We start from the raw sequence: 19,974 nt of genomic DNA, 5'->3' as shown, positions 1-19,974 counted from the left end.
TGCCGGGTGGCCTGTGGAAGGATTCGACCCGGCGGCGCGAGGCGAAGAGAAAGTGAGCAATCCCATGACCGACAGCTACATCCTGGTGCTCAACGGACCGAACCTGAACATGCTCGGTACCCGTCAGCCCGACGTGTACGGTCACGAAACGCTCGACGACGTCGTCGCCCTGTGCGAGAAAACCGCTGCCGCGCACGGACGCACCGTCCGCGCCGAACAGTCGAATCACGAGGGCATGCTCATCGACTGGATCCACGAAGCCCGTGGGAAGGCGTCGGGCATCGTGATCAACCCCGGTGGTCTCACTCACACGTCCGTCGCACTCCGGGATGCACTCGTCATCCCCGAGGTGCCCATCGTCGAAGTGCACATCAGCAACGTCCACGCACGCGAGGAGTTCCGTCACCACTCGTTCGTCTCCCCCATCGCCAGCGGAGTGATCGCCGGACTCGGCATCGCGGGCTACGGATACGCCGTCGAGCGGATCGTCGCTCTTACGTAGCGCTCAGGTTCGCGCGCTTATCCTGGCCGGAGGACTTTTTCGGGTGAGCGAGGGAACCAGTGAGCAACAACAGCAAGAAGAAGGCACAGGCAGCCGCTGCCGCTCTGCAGGGCAAGAGGGACAAGCAGCGCCGCACACTGATCCAGATCGGTGTCGCCGTCGTACTCATTGCGCTCATCGCCGTCATCGGATTCTCGATCGCATCGAAGAAGTCCGACGACAGCACCGCAACACCTGACGCCACCCCGTCGGCAGTCACCTCGGACGGCGCCATCCGCATCGGCGACCCGAACGCCGCCGTCGTCGTCACGGTCGTCGAGGACTTCCAGTGCCCGGCCTGTAAGCAGTTCGAAGCCATCAGCGGTGACACCCTCTCGGGCCTCGTCGCCGACAACACCGTCGCGGTCGACTACAAGCCCATCGCGATTCTCGACCGCATGTCGTCGACCAACTACTCCACCCGCGCAGCCAACGCGAGCATGTGTGTCGCGGACGCGGACATCGCCGATTGGCCGGCGTGGCACACGGCCATGTTCGAGCAGCAGCCCGCCGAGGGCGGCAGCGGTCTGACCGACGACGAGCTCGTCGCCATCGCTGCCTCTGCAGGCGCGGACAGTGCCGAGGTGGCCGGCTGCATCACCGACGGCACCTACACCGACTACGTCACCAGCCAGACCCAGACCGTGCTGCAGGGCGGCGTCACCGGCACCCCGACCGTCTCGGTGAACGGCACCGTGGTCCAGAACCCGACGCCGGACGGCCTGCGCGCGGCCATTTCCGCAGCACAGTGAGACCCGCGAGGGTCACCGCGTGGGTCCTGTCGATCGGCGGCGTCCTCGGACTCCTCGCCGCACTGACACTCACGATCGAGCGGATCAAGCTGCTCGAGGACGCGTCGTACGTGCCGTCGTGCAGCCTGAACCCGGTACTGTCCTGCGGCTCGGTCATGACCACCGAACAAGCCGCGGTCTTCGGATTTCCCAATCCGATCCTCGGCATCGTCGCGTTCTCGATCGTCGTCGTCACCGGCGTTCTGACGCTCGCGAAGGTCGAACTCCCGCATTGGTACTGGCTCGGTCTGAGCCTCGGCACGCTCCTCGGCGAGGTGTTCGTCCACTGGCTGATCTACCAGAGCCTGTACGAGATCGGCGCACTCTGCCCGTACTGCATGGTCGTCTGGGCCGTGACGATGCCGATCTTCGTCGTGTCGCTGTCGCAGCTGGTCGATCGCCAGAGCGCAGGCACGGCGGCGAGGCTCCTGCTCGAATGGCGGTGGACGATCCTCGCTGTCTGGTACGCGATCGTCGTCGTCGCAATCGGTATCCGCTTCTCGGATTACTGGGCGACGCTGATCTGAAAGACTTTCTAGAGCACTGCCACAGCGTCGATCTCGATCAGTAATTCGGGCATCGCCAAACGAGCTACTTCGACGACGGTCTGCGCGGGCCGTGTCTGCGGGAACAGCTCACCCAGAATTCTGGTGTACGTATCCAGATTGCCGATGTCGACGAAGTACACCGTCACCTTCACGACGTCGTCCAGCGTGCCGTCCGCGGCCGCGAGGATGAGCCGGATGTTCTCGAAGGCCAACCTGATCTGCGCCTCGACGTCGTCGATACCGGCGAATCGACCGTCGGCGGTGATCGCCGTCTGTCCCGACAGATACAGGGTGCGCGAGGCGTTCGAGGTGACGACGCACTGCGACAACAACTGCTCACCCGGGTCCCAGACTGTGTCCGGTGACAGCACTTTTCTGGTGATGACGACCCCTCCTTGTGATCGGGGACAACTTTACTGCGAACCCAACACCGGCACGGCCGTACTAGAACTCGTTTCCGTTTCGGCCCGCGAATCATCTCGGCAAGGCATGATGTGTGAGTCAGCTCACGCGAAGGGGTTGGCGTGGCATGTCGGGGAGAGCTCGAGCACCAGGAGTTGTACATGGCAGGCGATCCGATCGCAGTGATAGTTGCCGTCATCGTGTCCGCCGCAGGCGCCGTAGCAGGAACCGATCTCCCCCAACCTGTCCAGGATGCGGCCGAGGATGTGGCTGCCGCAGCGGAGAACAGCGCGCCCGGGCTGACGCAGCAACTCGACGACTTGCTGAAGTCGATGCCCGAGCCGGCGCGGGACGCGGCGAGCGCAGCACTCGACAACGGCGCCGCCGCCCTCGAAACCGCCACTGACCCACTGTTGCTCGAGAAGCCCGCCGAGCCGGAGGCGCTGCCGGCGCCGGAAGCCGGGGCCGCCCCGGCACCCGAGCCGCCGGTTCCGGAATCACCCACCCTGCCCACCACGGAATTGGCGGCGAGCGTTCCCGTCGCACCGAGTGCGTTCGCGCCGTCGCTGTTCCCGTCCGGTGCAGGCACGATGCAGTTCGGCTCACTCAGCTTCTCGCTGTCCGACCTCACCAACCAGACCGCGTTCATGCCTGCCGCCGAAGCCGTTCGCCGGGCACTGTTCCCGGGCATGCCCGCGACGTTCACCGGTGTCTCGCTGTCGCCGATCGGTGCGATCACCGCATTCGTCCCCTGGCTGACGCGCGCCGGATCGCTCTGCGAGGGCGTCACGGCCCCGACCATCGCTGCGCTGTACGCCGCGGAGAACGGTTTTCGCTACGGCCCGACGTCACCCGTGTCGAGTTCGGGCGCACGAGGCCCCGGCCAGTTCATGCCGTCGACGTGGCGCAAGTACGGCAAGGACGCCGACGGCGACGGAGTGGCCGACATCAACGGCATCGCCGACTCGGTCATGGCGTCGGGAAACCTGTTGTGCGACATACATTCTCAGGTATCGAAATGGAAGTCCGACGGACGAGTCCAGGGCGACACACTGGATCTGACGATCGCCGGGTACAACGCAGGCGCCGGAGCCGTGCTTCGATCAGGCGGAATGCCGTCGGGAACACCGGATTACGAGAATCAGACGAAACCGTACGTCGCCAAGATCCGAGCGATGGAACCACAGTTCGCCGCGTTGCTGACGCCGTTCTCGGCGCTCGACCTTGCCGGAATCGGCGGCCGCGTCGTACAGCTCGCCATGGACTACCTCGGCCTGCCCTACGTGTGGGGCGGCGGCAACATCAACGGCCCGTCGGGCGGCGGGTTCGACTGCTCAGGACTGACGTCGTACGCGGTGTACAAGGCGTCGAACGGCACGCTGAAACTACCGCGCACGTCCGAGACTCAGTGGAACGTCGGTACCGAAATTCCGCTGTCGATGGCGCAACCCGGCGATCTGCTGTTCGGCAACTGGCAATCCGGCGGCCCCGGCCACGTCGCCATCTACATCGGCAACGGTCAGATGGTGCACGCACCCACCACGGGCGACGTCGTCCGAGTCGCACCGGTGTTCGCGGGCATGAAGGCGCGGCACGTGCTCTGAGCAGCTACCTCCCGTCGACGGCGCCGGTGTCAGTCGTCGTCGACGCCGCGGGCCACGAGGGCGTCGCCCATGGCATCTGCGGTCCGCAGTGCCCGCACGAGAACCGGTGTGGCCAGTGCCGTCATCGACCACTGCAGGCCGCGCGCCTTCCGCGCCTCCGCGACCTCGTGCACGATCGTGGCGAGCAGCGGAATACACCGGATCGCGAGGGCGAGCATCAGACCGACGCGCTCGGGGTCGACGCCGAACCGTCGTAGCGGCTGCAGTGCGCGAGAGACGGTATCGAGCATGTCGCTGATCCGCGTCGTCAGCGTGAAGAGTGCCGCCAGCGCGACGGAGATCAGCAACAGCCCGCACACGACGAGGGCACGCTGCCACGACGTGATGATCACCTGGAACACACCGATGATCAGGAGCATCCAGACGATCGGACGTAGTTGCGCGACAGCGACTTTCGCCGGAATGCGGGCTGTCGCGAACAGTGCTGCGACGACCACCGCGACTGCACCGACGGCTACTGGCGTGCGGACCAGGATCGTCGCGGCGAGGATCGCGACGATGAGCAGCACCAGTTTGACGCCCGCAGGCAGTCGGTGCAGCAGCGAGTTCCCCGGTCGATACAGCCCGATCACGCGACGAGCTCTCGATAGGCGGGCACGGCGTCGTCCGGGGTGCCGTCGAAGGCGACGCGACCGTCGTCGATGACGACGACGCGCTCGAAACCGTCGAGCAAGACCAGCTGATGCGTCACGACGATCACTTGCTGATCCATCGAATTCAGTGCCTCGGCGACGACGCGTGCGTTGCGCAGATCGAGCAACGTCGTCGGCTCGTCGGCGATGACGACCTCGGGATGCCGGATCAGCACGGCACCGATCGCGAGCAACTGCTTCTGCCCACCGGACAGCAGATGCGACGGATGGTCGGAATGGCCGTCGAGCCGAAAGCGCACCAGAATCTCCCGGACACGTTCGGCGATCTCGGTCTTGCTCAGCCCGGACCGGCGTAGCGAGAACGCGAGATCCTCGGCGACCGTCGGCATCACGATCTGGGTGTCCGGGTCGGTGAAGACGAAGCCGACCTTCTTGCGGATCTGTGCGCCCTTCTTCGACGCGTCCACGCCGTCGACGGTGACGGTGCCCGACGTCGGGGTCAGCAGACCGTTGATCGTCCTCGCGAGCGTCGACTTGCCCGATCCGTTGGTGCCGATGATGCCGACGCGGCGCTCGGTGATAGTCAAACTGATGCCGCGCAACACTTCTCGTTCCCCGAACGAGTGCCGCACCGAGTCGAACACGATCTCACTCACCACGCACGCTCCACGATCATCGCAATACCTTGCCCACCGCCGATGGCGCAGGCCGCAAGCCCTACCTCGGGTCCGTCGCCCACAAGCATTCGAGCTGCCAAGCGCACCAACAGAATTGCGCCCGACGCGCCCCACGGATGCCCCATCGCAATGGCCCCTCCCTGCGGGCAGACGATGTTCTCGTCGACGCCGAGGCTGTCCGTCACCGCCAGGACGACCGACGCGAATGCTTCGGTGATCTCGACGATTCCGACGTCCGCCAGCGCGACGCCGCTGCGTCGTAGTACCTTCTCGATCGCAGGCACCGGACCGAGGCCCGGTAGCGCCGGATCCGACCCGGCCACCGCCGAACCCAGAACACGCAGTGCGGGAAGTCCTTTCGCGCGCGCTTCCGTCGTCACCGCGAGAGCGGCTGCGCCGTCGGAGATTCCGCACGAGTTGCCCGCGGTCGCGGTGCCGTCGGCCCCGAAGCTCGGGCGCAGGCGCGCGAGCCTCTGCTGGGTCATGTTGGGTCGAATTCGCTCGTCGCGAGAGAGGCCGACGATCGGGACGATCTCGTGGGAGAAGTCGGTGGCCGCGGCGCGTGCATGCGACCGCGCGGCGTACGCGTCCTGCCGCTCGCGGCTGATTCCGAGCTTGCGCGCGAGATCGTCGGCGGCGACGCCCATGTCCGGGTCGGGAAAGCCGTCGGGCGCGAAGGGAGCACGGGTGTAGCGGACGGGAGTTTCATCAGATGCCGGTGGCCAGAAGCGCCACGGCGCGGTACTGGCCGACTCGACGCCACCGGCCAGGATCAGCTGGTCCTCGCCGCTGCGGACACGCATCGCAGCGTGCATGACGGCGTCGAGGCCCGATCCGCATTGGCGGTCGACGGTCACGCCGGGCACGTCGACGCCGAGTCCGGCGCGCAGGGCCGCGATGCGGGCCGGGTCACCGCCCGGACCCAGGCAGTTGCCGAGCACGACGTCGTCGACCTCGTCGGAGCATCCCGATTCGCGCAGCGACGTCACGACCGCGGACAGCACGGGCGCGGCAATATCCGTCGTCGTCAGATTCTTGAGACCGTGCCCGGCATTTCCGATCGGCGTCCGCCACGGCGCAACCAGAACGGGCATCGCAGTCATGACAACGAGTCTTTCACCCGACCACGCGCGATCTTTCCGCTGCCCGTACGTGGCAACTCGTCGACGACCACCCAGCGGCGTGGAACCGCCTCTTTCTGCAGTCGGCGACGGGCGTGCTGTTTGACCGTGTCGAGGTCGCCGTCCAGCTCGACCACCGCGGTGACCGTCGCGCCGAGCACGTCGTGCGGTGTACCGATCGCGGCAGCTGCTCGGACACCGTCGATGGCGTCGAGAATGCGTTCGACATCCTCGGCGACCACGGTCGTGCCCCCGACGTCGATGACCGCATCGCCGCGGCCGAACACGGCGAGTGTGCCGTCGTCGGACAGCTCGGCCAGGTCGCCGACGCCGAGCCACTCGGGCGTTCCGAGCGCAGCGTACGGGCTGCGGACGACGAGCAACCCGTCGTCCACTCGTGCCTCGACGCCGTCGAGAAGTCTCAGCGGCTCGGGCACCCTGCGCGCGGCAACGAGCGATAGTTCGGCGGCGCCGTAGTACTCGATGAGGTCGAGGCCTGCGGCACGCTCCTGCGCGCCGGCGTCGAGTGCGGTTCCGGCGACGACGACGGTCCGCAGCTGTGGAGCGTCGTGCACGAGCCGCCGCAGTACCGCGGGCACGGCGTGCGCGGCCGTCGCGATCTGCTCGTCGTCGGTGACGCACGCACCGATGTGCAACGCGTGGACGGCCGCGAAAAGGTGCATCGTCGCGTGCAGCGGGCCGGTGATCAGGACCGTGTCCTCGGGCTTCAGACCCGTGATCGCGGTGAATGCATCGAAGCTGTCGGCCCACGACGCGACGGTACGCGCCAGTGGCCTGGGGCGTCCGGTGGATCCGGACGTGGCGACGAGCAGCCAGGCTCCCACGGGAATTTCGCGGGACTCGGGCCTGGCATCGGGATTCTCGACGCGTACTGCTGTGCCCCGGCGGGCAGCGGCAAAGACGGCGACGAGGGCCGTCGGAACATCGAGTTCCGACGCGTCGCACACGGGCTCGTCGGGCCACGCGTCGATCGCTGCGTCGAACTCGGCATAGGTGACGGTCCGGCCGGCCCACCTCAGTGCCGGCGCGTCACCTACTCCGCCGAGCACTTCGGTCACGAACGGATCAGGCCCGGGTAGGCGCGGTGCACGCTCTTGGCGACGACGGTAGCGATGACGACCTTCAGCGCATCACCGGGCAGGAATGCGAAGTTGGCGGAGATGGCACCCCAGACTCCGATGTCGGTACGCAGCAGCAGGCCGAACGTACCGAAGACGTAGATGACGAGAATGCCGCCGAGCGCGTTGATCAGCAGGCCGAGCACGACGGGATACTTCGGCAGAATGCGTGCCGTCAGCAGGCCAATGACCAAGGCGGCGGGAATCCAGCCGATGAGGTACCCGGCGCTGGGTCCGGCGAGAGCGGTCAGACCTGTGCGTCCACCCGACAGCAGGGGTAGGCCGATCAGCGTCAGTGCGATGAACACGACGACGGCCAGCGTCCCCTTGCGGGCACCGAGGATCGCTCCGGCGAGGATGACGCCGAGCGTCTGCAGCGTGATCGGAACACCACTGAAGCCGACGGTGATGGCGCCGGGCAGGCCGAGCGCTGCCAGCAACGCAGCGAATACAGCGATCTGAGCCATGTCACGGGCCGAGATACGGAAATTCGAACCGGCCACTGTCGACTCCTGTGCGCCTGCCATGCTCACTCCTCGTGATGCGAACTTGAACGGCGTTCAAGGTAGCAGGTGGGAGCGGCGGTTCGAAAACGACTCGACCACCCACAGCACGAAACCGAGTGCGGGGAACGCGGCACCCAGCGCGCAGACTGCCGGCCATCCCGCCCACGTGTAGACCACGACGGACAGTGCACTGCCGATCGACCCCGCCAGGAAGTAGGTGGTCATGTACGCCGTGTTGAGTCGGCTGCGGGCGTCGGGTCGTAGCGGGTAGAACAGGCTCTGGTTGCTGATGTGGGTGCCCTGGATGCCGAGATCGAGCAGCGCGACACCTGCCGCCAGAGCCAGAACGTGCTGTTCGCCGACGGCAAGGAGCAGGAAACTGAGCGACGTGGCGAGGACGAACAGCCCTGTCTGGCGCTGCGCGTAGCCACGATCGGCGAGCCGACCCGCGAACCGCGCCGCCAGCGCACCGGCGACGCCGACCAGCGTGAACAGCCCGATTCGCGCGTCGGACCAGCCATAGGCAGGCCCCGCGAGCAGGAATCCCACCGACGTCCAGAAGACGCCGAACGACGCGTAGGTCGTGGTTCCGTACGCGATCCGCCACCGGAGAACGCGCTCCTCGCGAACCAATGCCACGACGGACGCCAGCAGACCCCGGTACGTAAGCGAAGCGTCGGGCGGAACCGTCGGCAGGGTCCGCACCAGCACGTACGCGAGAACCATCAACGACGCCGCGACCACGAAGACAGCCCGCCAACCGCCGACCTGCGCGATGAGACCGGCGACGACCCGCGACAACAGAATGCCCAGCAACAGCCCGGTCATGACGTTGCCGATCACGCGTCCGCGTTCGTCGTCGGAGGCCAACGACGCGGCCAGCGGCACCAGAACCTGACCGACCACGGAGCCCGCACCGGCTATCACGGCTGCGCTGGCCAGGACCTGCCACGACGGTGCTGCTGCCATGACCACGAGGGCCGCGCACGTCACGGTCAACATGACGGCCAACAGCTTTCTGCGTTCGACGAGGTCACCGAGAGGGACGAGCATCGCCAGCCCCACCGCGTACCCGATCTGGCTCGCAGTGACGACCAGTCCGACATTCGTGGTCGACGCGTGCAGGCTCTCGGCGATCGCGTCGACCAGTGGCTGCGCGTAATAGCTGTTCGCCACCACGAGGCCGGAAATCAGTGCCATCACCGCGGTCAGGCGTGAGTCCAGTGGTGCGTCGGCAGTTGCACGTGTTCGCATCACTGCATCGTCGCGAGAATCGCTTCATCGATCCAACACATAATTTCTATCGTTTCGTTCGATAGAGTCGAACAATGGAACTGCGACAACTCGAACACTTCGTGGCGGTCGCAGACCTCGAGCAATTCACCAAAGCCGCAGAGCGACTGCACATTTCCCAATCGGCTCTGAGTTCGTCGGTGCGAGCCCTCGAACGTCAGGTGGGCGCGCAGCTCTTCGAGCGCACGACGCGACGCGTCCTGCTGACATCCGCTGGTGCCGTTCTGCTTTCACATGCTCGCCGCATCATCGGCGACGTGGCCGCTGCCCGTGACGATCTCCGAGGCGTGGACAACCTCGAATCGGGATCACTGGCGGTCGGTGCCGTGCAGACGTTCACCGCCGTGGACCTACCCGCCGTCCTCGAAACGTTCCACAACGACTACCCGAGGGTGCAGGTCGTGCTGCGCGAGGCAACCACGACGACGTTGCTGGACGCAGTCGAGGAAGGCTCGCTGGATTGCGCGTTCGTGGCCCTGGATGCGCAGCCGGTGCCCACATCCCTGTTCGCACTACGCACCTACGACGAGCCCCTGACGGCGGTGGTGGGCGCGAACCATTCGCTCGCCGACCGCCGCCGCGTCGCACTGTCGACGCTCGGCGAGTACCCCTACGTCGATTTCGAGGCGGGCGTCGGACTGCAAACCGTGGTCGACGCGTTGTTCGACGATTCGAAAGTGGTGCGCGACATAGCGTTTCGAGTCAGCGACATGCGTCGTCTCCTCGATCTCGTGGAACGCGGGCTGGGCGTCGCGGTCATACCCGTGGCCATCGCGCAGGAACGACCGACTCTGCAGCAGCTCGACATCGACGTCGTCCCCGCGCCTCGGCGATCGTTGGCGCTGGTAAGTCGTACGCGGCGTCCGGTCAATTCGGCTGCGCGGGTTTTTCTCGACCGTATCGGCATACGCGGGCGTCAAGAGTAGAAAAATAGTAGGGCGGGTTTTGCGTAGCCGTTCGACGTCAGCGACTGGCTTTTTATTTTTTCTGCGCTACAGTCAGCATCAAGACTTCGAGTGGAAAGAAGGTGTGGGCCGTGATCCCCGACGTTGCGCAGGTGGGTTAGCGTTTCGACGCTTCACCACCTCGCGTGCGATCCGCGCATATTCCGACTGGATCGTTTGCAACGCAGATCATTTCGGCCTCGTCCGCTGAACATTTCGGACCATTCTCGTCCGATGCTTCCCATTTTGCGTCACTTTTTTGAGTTGCAGGGCCAACCTATCTCGCGACGAAGCAGCATTCGCATCGTCGCCGCCACAAAAACACTGCGCTAGGAGAAAGTATGACTGTCATCGACAATGCGCCGATCGGCTCGTCGAATTCGGATGATCTCCGCGACGAATTGACGGTCTTGATCGAGCGACGAACGGTGCTGTCGCACAACGTCGCAGTACATCGTGCGATGGGAGATCTCGACAACAACGACCCCTACCATCGCGCACTCGAGTCACTGCTCACGGTGGACCGTCGGATGGCCGAGCTGAACGCACTCATCGCCGGCAGCACCACCTGCACGCCGGTCGAGAACGGAACGGCCCACGTCGGTTCCGTCGTCACAGTGCGATTCGGCGACGACGACAACGACGTCGAGACCTTCACTCTCGTGAGTTCCGGCGTTCTCGCCGATGCCGGCGTAGGTGATACCTGCTCGTCGACGTCACCATTGGGTGCGGCGTTGGTCGGCAGCAGGGCAGGCGACACACGCACGTACACGCTTCCGACGGGCTCGTCGTGCACGGTGCACGTCGTCGGAATTGCGTGACGTCCTGGTCGTCACCTTTCCGCCGACGATCGCCCTACTGTCCCGAGAAATCATCCCAGCAAACGAGGTGGATGTGACCAGCACATTCGCAGTGCAAACATCGAGGCCGCTCGGTCCCGTCGGAAAGTTCTCATTTTCCCTCGCAGACGAGCGATGGCATTGGTCTCCCGACGTGGCCGCGTTACACGGATACCCCGCCCAGGACATGACACCGACCACCGCAACGGTCCTTTCCCACGTTCACCACGCCGACCGCGGCCACGCTTTCGGTGTCATGGCGAAAATGGCCGAATCCACGACGCCGACTTCTCGGAAGATTCGTATTCTCGACACCCGCGGACATTGTCGACACGTCGTGCTGTTGGGTAGCCGAGCTGCGGGTTCGACAGCGCACGACCTGAAAACCTCCGGTCTTTACATCGACATCACCGAAACATACGACCACGATGTCGAACTGGCCGTCGCAGAGCGTGGCCACAGCGTCGGTACGACGCAGCCGCGCATCGATCGAGCTACCGGAATGTTGATGCTGGTTTACGGAATTTCCGCCGACCGAGCCCTGAACCTTTTGATGTGGCGCTCGCACGACACCGGTACCGAAATATCCTTGATTGCAACACGTTTGCTCGACGCCGTCGGTGAGTGCGGCATGGCGGAGCCACCGTTGCGCGAGCGCTTCGATCATCTGCTCCTCACCGCACACACCCCTCGTCCACCTCTCATGGACCAACCGACAACAGTTCCAACTATCGAAAGGCCGATCTCGATGGCTGACCGGATGCCAGGAAAATCTCTTCGAAAACCGACGCAGTCACTGAAGGAGAAGCGCGCCGAGAAGCGCGCGAAAGCTCTCGACGATGCCTCGACGACGCGGAAACGTAAGCGTTGAAGTGGCCCGGAATAACTACCTTCGCAAGTTCGGGTCAAAGTAGTGCGCGCCTTGGATGGTTCCCCCGACAAGTACCCGTCGGGGAACCATCTGCCGGCTTACTGAGGTAGAACGCTAGACGAGGGCAACAACGCAGACTCGCTGTCCGTGCCGAGTTTTCGGTGCTTCGCAAACCAATCGAAGGGATGCGTTCATGACCTCGCGATCCACCCCGGCCGTTGCGCTGCGCGCACATGCTCATCGACCATGTGCAGGCAGAAGGACGCCCAGAACTCGTAACCGCCCTACACGCGCAGATACGGGCCATGGTCGATGTCCTGAACGCATGCCTGACCAGCGCGCCTCGAACCTGCCGTCGTGCGATCGGCGAGGATAGGAGGATGTTGATTTCGGTAGGGCACGGCACACTCGATCGGCACGGTCTCACCGAGTTGTTCCGCACCGCTGAACTCGATGCGATCGTCGATATCCGCAGATTCCCCGGCAGTCGCCGAAACCCCGACGTCGCAGCAGATGCCATGGCACAGTGGGTACCTGCGATCGGAATTGCGTACCTGCACGAGCCTCGGCTCGGTGGCCGTCGCCGTCTGCCGGCAGGCGAGCCCGCACAAGACACTTGGTGGCAAGTCCCTCAATTCGCGGCTTACGCTGCGTACACCCGAACACAGGACTTCGCCGACGCGATCGGCGAACTGCTCGAACGCTCGACGGAGAGCGCAGTTGCCATGCTGTGCAGTGAAAGCGTGTGGTGGCGGTGTCATCGCCGCCTGGTCGCCGACGTCGCCACCCTGCAATACGGTGTGACAGTGCATCACCTCGCACACGATGGAAAAATGTCCCTACATCCTGTCGCCGCCGGCGCCCGGCTTCGCGACGACGCAGTGGTGGTATGGGACGGCGACCGATCACCCTGACCTACCGAAGGTATTGAGACACAGTGCAGTAACCCAGTACGGCGTCACCGACCACAGTGGGACAGTGCTCTGCACCGAAGGCATCAGGTAATACCGACAGGTCTTCGTGCATGACCTCGACGCCGCGGGAACCAAGCGCAACGCAAGACGGGCGCCTGGGCCGGAATGGGCGACCGATCGACCGTCAGCCCAGCCTTGATGACGCCACGACACAGACACCGATGGACCACGATCCATTCGACTGAAGAAAGTCGACTTGGCACGATGAGCTGATGACAACCAAGTTGACCATGGACTTCAGGTCTCCGCTGCCCGCGGGGTGGTCGGAACTGGACAGGGTTGTGCAGGAACAGTATTGGGAGATATTCGAGGGTAGATACGGGTTTCGCCCTGGGATCGACTCCGAGACGTGGCCAGCAATCATAGAACCGTCTCCATCGATAACCTTCGACGTAAGCGCCGACCCCATCCGCACGAAGTCGTCCGCCGCTGCCCGAGTAGACGCGGTCAACGCCGAAGCCCTGCGGTGCTTCGTCACCGAATTCGCTGACGACCCCACCTTCGTGGTCCTCGACTGGCAACACAGGTGCTACCGCTTCGACGCGAACGCCCACGCCGCCGCAATGGAGCACGCAGAGTGGCGCGTGCCCGTCTACCCGAACGGCGATTACTACATCTTCGGCCGAGACAACTTCAGCGAGGGCACGTTCGGCCACCCTTGGGAACAAACCTTGTGCGTGTACGGACCCCGAATGGTCGCCACGCTCGGACGCACACTCGCCACCTGGCTCCCCACACTCCGTACCAACGGCCACCCGATCGACTGACGTCGACTGGCTCTCGCGCCGGTCCCGTGGGCGTGGCCGACGCAGCGTTACCCGGCCCGCCGATCCATCGCAGATCAGTGCAGACACCGTTTCCAGGACGATGCCGCATACTCGACCAGAACGCGGACCTCTGTCAGAACCCTCGAGGTCAGCTCGGAGAGAAACCCTGAGTGTCCAGCGAAATCCACAACGACGCGAAGCCGACGTAGATCAGCGTGAACCCGATCAGAAAACTAGCTACCACCGCACGTCCCCGTCGGGATCGCCACAACACCAACGCCCCTACGCTGTACATTATCGCCGGCGGGACCAACCATGTCAGCCAGTAGGCGATAGGCGGGCCAGGTGCAATCGAGGCCCGATCCTTCACGGGCACAGCGAAGATCGGCAATAGATCAGGTGCATTACGAACTGCCCACGTTGCGCCGAACCACCCCAGGACACACCCCATCAGCACGCCCAGAAATGGAAGAAACGCAGTGAGCGCACCGGACTCGCTTCGGTCGTCGTCGTTCAACGGCGTTCGGTGGCTTCGAAAGTCATGGACCAAGCTTCTCATCTTTCGAACGGACCGCGCTGCCGCGTGCGCCCCTGACCTCAACTGGCACATAGACTGACGCGACGATCGAAAGAGGGCGAACTATGCGAAGTCTGTGGGAGCAGCTGCGGAGCGACAGCCTGATCTGGCGGTTCCCGCTTTTCGACGGCGCAGGCCAGCCCATGGGCAATCCCGAGTTCGATCCGCCCGAGGCATGGATGCGTGCGCTCGACGCCGTCGGGCGCGACTTGCAGTGCCTTCGGGCGGGGCGTGAGGTGACGATGCGTCATCTGACGTGGGAGTTCGAGATCGATCCCGACTATCACGTGTCCATTGGCTGGGATGGCAACGACGATATCGGCGGCTTCGGTCGCGGCGCGGGAATGTCGATGGACGCGTCCTACGCCGATGCCGCCGCATGGGTGGCGGAAGTTGTGCAAGACAAACTCGCTGGATACCAATTCGTACAATGGCCGAGCCGAGGGCGGTATCTGTTAAGGCCACGGGCCGACGAGACCGGTGCACGATGGGTCGACCCGCATGATGGGAGCGTCGTCGCCGATATCGGATCCCTCTGCAGACACCGATAGAGCAAGGGCCGGTGTCCTCTCGTAGCGTTCGAACGTGTTCGACGCATGGAGCGCGAGATGGGTACCCAACTGGCTTCGACGACTTCACCGCGACCCACCTCGACGGCCAGTGGTACGAGCTCATGGCTGTGTGGCACGACCGATCTTTCAACCGCCGATCGACGACCGCACACATTGCCCTCGACGCGAACGGTCAGGACAAAAGCGACGCGACGTCGAGTTCGACTGTCCTGCCGCCCCTTTCGATTCCGCGCACACCGAGCCCGGCAATCCAAATGCGGCCTTCCTCATCGACAGTGACATCGGGCCTGGACGTCTTGATCGGCCGAACGGACAACACCGCGAATGTGACTGGATTCAGTACGACGAACAACCATCGCCCGTCTTCTCTCGGCGGGAGCTGATCACCGTCGTCGACGGGCCACCACCCGTGATGTCCATAACCGCTCGGGCGGTGCTGAACAATCCATACATGGTTACCTATCCGCCCGCCCGACAGAAATCGCTGCGCGAGTAACGTCTCGCCCGACCGAGCGTCGATGACGCCGTGGTAGGTGAACACTCGAATGCCGGCGACTGTTCGAACCACGAATAACGCTACGGGGCTCTCGATTTCATGACCTGGACGGTAATAGCCGCTTCGGTCGATCTCGGAAACCTCGACAGTGCGGCGGGGACGTCCCAGCGTCAGCAGCAGGAAACCTGTATCGGTCGGAGCGCAATCGATGACAGGGCGCAGACCGCCGCTAGGCGTCGAAACATTCTGTTGCTCACCACTACTGCTGATGATGACTACGTGGTCTTCGGTGACGACCAGCAACGAACCTTGTCGGGCGGTCGCGAATCGGACGGGACCCAAATCGAACCGGACAACGGACACAACGCCGTCAACAATGTTGCACCGCAACACGTCCGATCTACCGGCGACCCAGCATCCTGAATAGTCAGCGAACACCCGTCGTGGTCGGGGATCCGCGAGCGCGCTCACCACACCCGCAGGCAGCACGTACTCAGTCGCTGCCGCAGCACCGATCGGATCGACAACACGCACTAAGACCGGCAACTCCCCGTCCAGGAGCCACAGCGTCGATCCAGCGGCGCTGACGGCCGACGGTACGACGCGAGGCCGGATCGGCGCCGGCGGGACGTTGTCGAGGTCGAGGTCGATCACCACTCCCATGTGGTGCCGCCTGCTGTCGCCTGGTTCAGGATCCCGGTCGCCGGGGACGTTGTCGAACCACCGCGGCGACGTCTCGATATCCTCCAACTCGAGCGTATCGGCCGTGCCGTGAATCCAACCCTGATCACCGTAGACCAGCGTGCCGAACACGTTGCGAACCCGCGTCACCAGACCGCGCACAGGTTCAGTCCGGCCGGCATGATCGACGAAGAAGCTCCCATTTTCGGCGATCTGCCCGACAACCGGGCGATCTGCCCGCCATGCTGCCGACCATCCGTCGCCCCGAAGTACGGTCTCCCACTGCAAGTGACCATCGGGGTGGCGCAACGGTTCGCGGTCCAACGTGGGGTGCGCGACGGCTCGAATCGACCCGAGTCTCGGATCGGTGACGGGTTCTGCGCAACGAAAGAACTCGAGGCTGATCGCCAACGGCTCCCCCACCGCGGGCGGCCGGACTGATCCGTCCTCGATTAGCCACCCGTCGACCATCACGGTCAACACACGCACAGTCATCGGCCTGGATTCGCTTGTAGGACATCGTCGACCGTGTGGCCGATCCAGCGTTCGTACTGATCCGCGGGCGCCAGCTTCGGAAAGAATTCCCGTCGCAGATCGGCAATGATCTTTGGGTAGTCGTAGTCCTGACTCTGCAACAACACTCGCCCTGGGACATCGACCCGTGCTTGTACTTGGGCCACGGTGTGGAGAACGTTGAACACTGCCGGTAGTGGCTCGCTCCCGCTTGCGTCTGTCAGAGCGTTCACCGAGGCCAAAGCAAGCGTCGGGACCTGTTCGCCGTTGTCCGACGTTTCCCACAGATGGATGCGTGCGTCGTCGTGGAAGGCGTCCCACACTTTGGTGCTGTGCCGGTCGTCGAACGGGACTGGAAGCGGAGAGCCGTTGTCGAACGCCTCGAGGCCCCCGCGGATCCAATCGATGTCCGCGACACCGGCGATCGTGTAGGCCCGCCGCGCAGCCCACGCAGCGATCGTGCGCAGTTTGGGTGCGCGGGCTCGGGCCATGGCGTCGACGAGCATTCGGTCGTGCCCTGCGAATTGTTGAGCGTAGGGCACGCGTGCGATCTTGTCGGTGGGCGGCCGCCCGCCCCAGTCGATAGCGTTTTGCTTGACCGAGCGCGCCATCTGTTCGTAGCCGTACTTGATGTACATGGTTGCGTCCGCGACGGGATCGGGGTCCCACCAGTTTCTGACCTTGTGGACGATGATGTCGTTGTTCCAGGCCGTGTCGGTCTTGTGGAGTCGACGCATTGCGGCGGTTTTGGCAACTCTCCAGATCTGAACGAGGTACGACTCCGTTGGGTCGGTGACGGTCAAGTCCCAGTTTGCATCTCGTCCGCGTCCGCTGACTCGAAAGGTGTTGAGCCCTTTCGGGATCGATAGCGTCGGGAAGTCCTGGGCGACCTCGCCGCCCATGGTGAGGACTCGGAACGGTTCGCTTACCTTGATTGTGGCTTCTTCGATGACTTCCCACTCGCCGCTGGTGCTGGGGTCGCCGGGATCGGTTTCAAGTAGCTCGACCATCACCGATACCGGGCCGTAGGCGACCCCGGTCATGACAGTCACGAAGTTCGGCCCGACTTCGATGACGCTGCCGGTCGCAGTCGGTTCGTAGGTCTCTGCGGACTGCGATCCCACAACGAACTGGTGATGGTCAGCATGGACAGTTCCGGTGTACGTCACGAAATCGGTCCCGGCAGCGGATTTGTTCCAGCAGTCCGCCGGTTGCTGCCGAGGAAAGACCAGGACTCACCGCACGTCTTCATGACCGAAGCTTACGAGATGACCAACGGCGACATCGGGTCCATAAGTTTCCGCAGTCCCTTTTGATTAGGTTGCGTGGACGTCAGTGGGAACAACACCCGTCGACATGCAATCCCTGGCGTTGTCAGCCTCCGGATCGCGCTGCGTGCACGCGCAGACGAGCTCGTCGGGCGGACCGTGCGCTGCGTGGCAATAGCCCTTCCAGTCGGCGGCCTGGTTGCCACCGCGGCCGGGGTCGGGACAGCATGGCTCTACGACTTCACCACCCGCGTGTCGACGACGATTCCGGTCGTCCTTGCGGTGCTGCTGGTTCTCGCCGCCACATTCGCTTTGGCGCGACTGTGGGCGCGGCGTGTATCGGCCACCTGACTTCGCCGACAAGGGGCGAGCGCACCTCACTCCTCCAGGCTTTGACAAATTTACCCTTCGATTGTGCGGTTTCAAGGGTCGAAAGCGCACAATTGGAGGGTAGATTTCGCTAACTTCCTATAGACCACGTCCAGTGTCCGGTCACAGCTCAGGATCGGCTGCGAATCGAGCCAGCTCGGTGCTCACCACCTCCGGAAGGCCGTTGTTCTGAGTCTGCGCCGCCGTCAGCACGTCGAGGTGGTTGTACCCCTGCACGACGATTCGCGTGTCGTTCGGATGGCCCGACGGAGGCAGATCGATTCCGCCGCTTCCCTGCAGCGTGAGGATCGGGCTACGGTCCGCTCCGTCTCGGTGTATCCGATGTCCACTGATCGCGGTGGCGCCCGATTGAGCCAGATCGAACGTCAACGCAGTCGGGAAATACCACTCCGTGAAGTCCAGCGGCGGCTCCGCGAGACTGCGAGCCAGCTGAGTGATGGATGTGACCTCACTGGTGGAATCGGTGTAGCGCGCGGTCTGCTCCGAGCCGTCGAGCGCGTCGTAATCGTTCCAGGTGTACACGACGTCAGGATCGCCGAACACCGCCGGTGCAGCTTTGCGCGCATCGCCGAGCGCACTACCGATCACCGGAAGTGACTCCATGCCGGGCAGAGTGGGAAACGACTTGTCCACGACGGGCTGTGCGCCGATGAAGCCGACGCTTGCCTGGAGAAAGCCGAAAGGCTGGGAATTGTCGTCGAGCAGTGCGCCGAGCACGGCGTCGTTGGTGGCGTTCAGGGTTCGCACCGACGGGCTGCCCGTCGCAGCCGTCGCGGTGTCCTTCGACAGCAGAACCCGCAGTGTCGCATCGATGTTCGTGTTGCGCGGCAGAACGTCAACGAGATCGTTCACGCCGTCGGGATCGATGCTGGCTGCGACGCCCGCCATCGCAAGGAGATTGGTGGTCTCGGGGTTGATGACGGCCGGTAGTCGCAGCACCGGCAGTGCACCGTCGACACGGGCCGCGAGGTCGGCGATCGGATCGGCCACTGCGCGAGGCACTTCCAGATCCGGAATGCCTCTCAGCAGGGGTGGCGTTCCCGCTTTCACGATGGTGTCGAGCGCGAAATAGCCGGCGCACTGGTTGAATCCGGCGTCGTCGAGTGTGCCGGGATTGCCGTCGAAATCCCACTCGGCGAAGTAGCCCGTCACGAAACCGCCGAGCGAGTGTCCGCCGCACAGCATCTTCTGTTTGCGCATGGCCGGATCCGGCATCTCGATGCGCATCACGTCGTACTGATCCCGCAGCGTCTGTTCGAGTCCCTGGCGCGCGAGCCACGCCGTCGCGTCGCCGTCGACGAAACCGCCGAATCGTCGACCGTCCACCTCGGCGCCGCCGTAGTAGTAGTCCGACGCGACCGTCAGATCTCTCGCTGCCAGCGCCGCCTGCGTACCGGTGTGGTCCTCCATGCAATTGGACCGTCGATCCAATGCCCAGAACTCGATATGGGATCCCGCCGCGGCGGCAGCGGACACGGTGTTACGGGCAACGGACTCGAAGGCACCGGCACCCTCGTAGATTCCCGGTTGCGCGACCAGAATGCGGTCTGCCGCGGTCGATTCCGTCGGGCCATCGACCGACCGCCACCGCAGGTAGGAGAGGTAGTCGCATTCCGGAGGACGTCGGAGCGCGTCGGGCGGTAGTGGGGCAAGCACCGACACGACGGATCCGACGACGTCGGTGACCGGCGACGACGATTCGATCTGCTCCTCGCTTCGCGAGACGGCAGGTTGCGCGACCGCCGGAATGCCTGCCAGTAGCAACACGACCATTACCCCGAAAACCGTCGACATCGTTCGCACGCGT

General features: G+C 64.3%; 21 protein-coding genes. 11 read left to right on the top strand and 10 right to left on the bottom strand.

Going from position 1 to position 19,974, the window contains the following annotated elements:
* Positions 1–64 precede the first annotated feature (64 nt).
* From aroQ to HQ354_RS18640, 3 genes are read left to right on the top strand one after another with little or no spacing between them, the layout of a single operon-like run.
* Positions 65–502, top strand: coding sequence for a type II 3-dehydroquinate dehydratase (gene aroQ, locus HQ354_RS18650; RefSeq protein ID WP_222635331.1), 438 nt, complete (start codon positions 65–67; stop codon positions 500–502).
* A 59-nt stretch (positions 503–561) separates the two neighbouring features.
* A complete protein-coding gene (locus tag HQ354_RS18645) occupies positions 562–1,293 on the top strand; it encodes a thioredoxin domain-containing protein (protein ID WP_167674894.1) in 732 nt (243 codons plus the stop codon).
* Complete coding sequence (locus HQ354_RS18640) at positions 1,290–1,859, top strand: vitamin K epoxide reductase family protein (protein ID WP_068427769.1); 570 nt, start codon at positions 1,290–1,292, stop codon at positions 1,857–1,859. Before HQ354_RS18645 ends, HQ354_RS18640 begins: the two co-directional genes overlap by 4 nt.
* Positions 1,860–1,867: 8 nt before the next feature.
* Here HQ354_RS18640 and HQ354_RS18635 read toward each other — a convergent pair whose 3' ends face one another.
* Entirely contained in the window at positions 1,868–2,251 is a 384-nt protein-coding gene (locus HQ354_RS18635; protein WP_243636595.1) for a RidA family protein, read from the bottom strand.
* A gap of 192 nt (positions 2,252–2,443) precedes the next feature.
* Between HQ354_RS18635 and HQ354_RS18630 the strand changes: the two genes are divergently transcribed.
* Positions 2,444–3,886, top strand: coding sequence for a bifunctional lytic transglycosylase/C40 family peptidase (locus HQ354_RS18630; RefSeq protein ID WP_068427766.1), 1,443 nt, complete (start codon positions 2,444–2,446; stop codon positions 3,884–3,886).
* A 29-nt stretch (positions 3,887–3,915) separates the two neighbouring features.
* On the opposite strand, the gene HQ354_RS18625 is transcribed toward HQ354_RS18630, so the two are convergent.
* The 6 genes from HQ354_RS18625 to HQ354_RS18600 are packed head-to-tail and all read right to left on the bottom strand — an operon-like array spanning position 3,916 to position 9,236.
* Positions 3,916–4,518, bottom strand: a complete 603-nt coding sequence (locus tag HQ354_RS18625; protein ID WP_068427763.1) for an energy-coupling factor transporter transmembrane protein EcfT — start codon at positions 4,516–4,518, stop codon at positions 3,916–3,918.
* Positions 4,515–5,195: an energy-coupling factor ABC transporter ATP-binding protein gene (locus tag HQ354_RS18620; RefSeq protein WP_222635348.1), complete on the bottom strand. Its 681-nt coding sequence runs from the start codon at positions 5,193–5,195 to the stop codon at positions 4,515–4,517. Before HQ354_RS18620 ends, HQ354_RS18625 begins: the two co-directional genes overlap by 4 nt.
* Positions 5,192–6,319 (bottom strand): thiolase family protein, encoded by a 1,128-nt coding sequence (locus HQ354_RS18615; protein ID WP_222635332.1) that lies wholly within the window; start codon positions 6,317–6,319, stop codon positions 5,192–5,194. The genes HQ354_RS18620 and HQ354_RS18615 overlap by 4 nt, the downstream gene beginning before the upstream one ends.
* Positions 6,316–7,416: a class I adenylate-forming enzyme family protein gene (locus HQ354_RS18610; RefSeq protein ID WP_068427757.1), complete on the bottom strand. Its 1,101-nt coding sequence runs from the start codon at positions 7,414–7,416 to the stop codon at positions 6,316–6,318. The genes HQ354_RS18615 and HQ354_RS18610 overlap by 4 nt, the downstream gene beginning before the upstream one ends.
* On the bottom strand, positions 7,413–8,003 hold the full coding sequence (locus HQ354_RS18605) for a biotin transporter BioY (RefSeq protein WP_254303556.1): 591 nt from the start codon (positions 8,001–8,003) through the stop codon (positions 7,413–7,415). The genes HQ354_RS18610 and HQ354_RS18605 overlap by 4 nt, the downstream gene beginning before the upstream one ends.
* A gap of 33 nt (positions 8,004–8,036) precedes the next feature.
* Positions 8,037–9,236 (bottom strand): MFS transporter, encoded by a 1,200-nt coding sequence (locus HQ354_RS18600; RefSeq protein ID WP_174551442.1) that lies wholly within the window; start codon positions 9,234–9,236, stop codon positions 8,037–8,039.
* Between the two features lie 74 nt (positions 9,237–9,310).
* Between HQ354_RS18600 and HQ354_RS18595 the strand changes: the two genes are divergently transcribed.
* The 6 genes from HQ354_RS18595 (at position 9,311) to HQ354_RS18570 (ending at position 14,798) form a co-directional block, all read left to right on the top strand.
* Positions 9,311–10,201, top strand: coding sequence for a LysR family transcriptional regulator (locus HQ354_RS18595; protein WP_068427753.1), 891 nt, complete (start codon positions 9,311–9,313; stop codon positions 10,199–10,201).
* A 359-nt stretch (positions 10,202–10,560) separates the two neighbouring features.
* Entirely contained in the window at positions 10,561–11,040 is a 480-nt protein-coding gene (locus HQ354_RS18590) for a GreA/GreB family elongation factor (RefSeq protein ID WP_222635333.1), read from the top strand.
* Positions 10,946–11,929 carry an ANTAR domain-containing protein gene (locus HQ354_RS18585; protein ID WP_367946711.1) on the top strand — a complete coding sequence of 328 codons (984 nt, stop codon included), beginning with the start codon at positions 10,946–10,948 and terminating at the stop codon, positions 11,927–11,929. The genes HQ354_RS18590 and HQ354_RS18585 overlap by 95 nt, the downstream gene beginning before the upstream one ends.
* A 380-nt stretch (positions 11,930–12,309) precedes the next feature.
* Positions 12,310–12,843, top strand: a complete 534-nt coding sequence (locus HQ354_RS18580; RefSeq protein WP_068427747.1) for a DUF488 family protein — start codon at positions 12,310–12,312, stop codon at positions 12,841–12,843.
* Between the two features lie 290 nt (positions 12,844–13,133).
* Positions 13,134–13,670: a DUF2716 domain-containing protein gene (locus HQ354_RS18575; RefSeq protein WP_254303572.1), complete on the top strand. Its 537-nt coding sequence runs from the start codon at positions 13,134–13,136 to the stop codon at positions 13,668–13,670.
* A gap of 642 nt (positions 13,671–14,312) precedes the next feature.
* The gene (locus HQ354_RS18570; protein WP_068427741.1) at positions 14,313–14,798 is read left to right on the top strand and encodes a hypothetical protein; all 486 of its coding nucleotides are present in this window, start codon (positions 14,313–14,315) and stop codon (positions 14,796–14,798) included.
* 193 nt (positions 14,799–14,991) lie between these two features.
* Here the strand turns inward: HQ354_RS18570 and HQ354_RS18565 are convergent, their stop codons facing one another.
* Together HQ354_RS18565 and HQ354_RS18560 are read right to left on the bottom strand one after the other, a co-directional pair.
* The gene (locus HQ354_RS18565; RefSeq protein WP_157105365.1) at positions 14,992–16,491 is read right to left on the bottom strand and encodes a hypothetical protein; all 1,500 of its coding nucleotides are present in this window, start codon (positions 16,489–16,491) and stop codon (positions 14,992–14,994) included.
* Positions 16,488–17,678: a hypothetical protein gene (locus HQ354_RS18560; protein WP_068427737.1), complete on the bottom strand. Its 1,191-nt coding sequence runs from the start codon at positions 17,676–17,678 to the stop codon at positions 16,488–16,490. Before HQ354_RS18560 ends, HQ354_RS18565 begins: the two co-directional genes overlap by 4 nt.
* Positions 17,679–17,945: 267 nt before the next feature.
* Here HQ354_RS18560 and HQ354_RS18555 point away from each other — a divergent pair, with 267 nt between their 5' ends.
* Positions 17,946–18,128 (top strand): hypothetical protein, encoded by a 183-nt coding sequence (locus HQ354_RS18555; RefSeq protein WP_157105364.1) that lies wholly within the window; start codon positions 17,946–17,948, stop codon positions 18,126–18,128.
* Between the two features lie 141 nt (positions 18,129–18,269).
* Here HQ354_RS18555 and HQ354_RS18550 read toward each other — a convergent pair whose 3' ends face one another.
* The gene (locus tag HQ354_RS18550; protein ID WP_222635335.1) at positions 18,270–19,940 is read right to left on the bottom strand and encodes a hypothetical protein; all 1,671 of its coding nucleotides are present in this window, start codon (positions 19,938–19,940) and stop codon (positions 18,270–18,272) included.
* Positions 19,941–19,974 lie beyond the last annotated feature (34 nt).

It is taken from the genome of Rhodococcus sp. BP-261, assembly GCF_019835205.1.
GTDB lineage: Bacteria > Actinomycetota > Actinomycetes > Mycobacteriales > Mycobacteriaceae > Rhodococcoides > Rhodococcoides kyotonensis_B.
The sequence above is the reverse complement of the archived record's forward strand: the minus strand, read 5'-3'. Positions and strand labels throughout refer to the sequence as shown.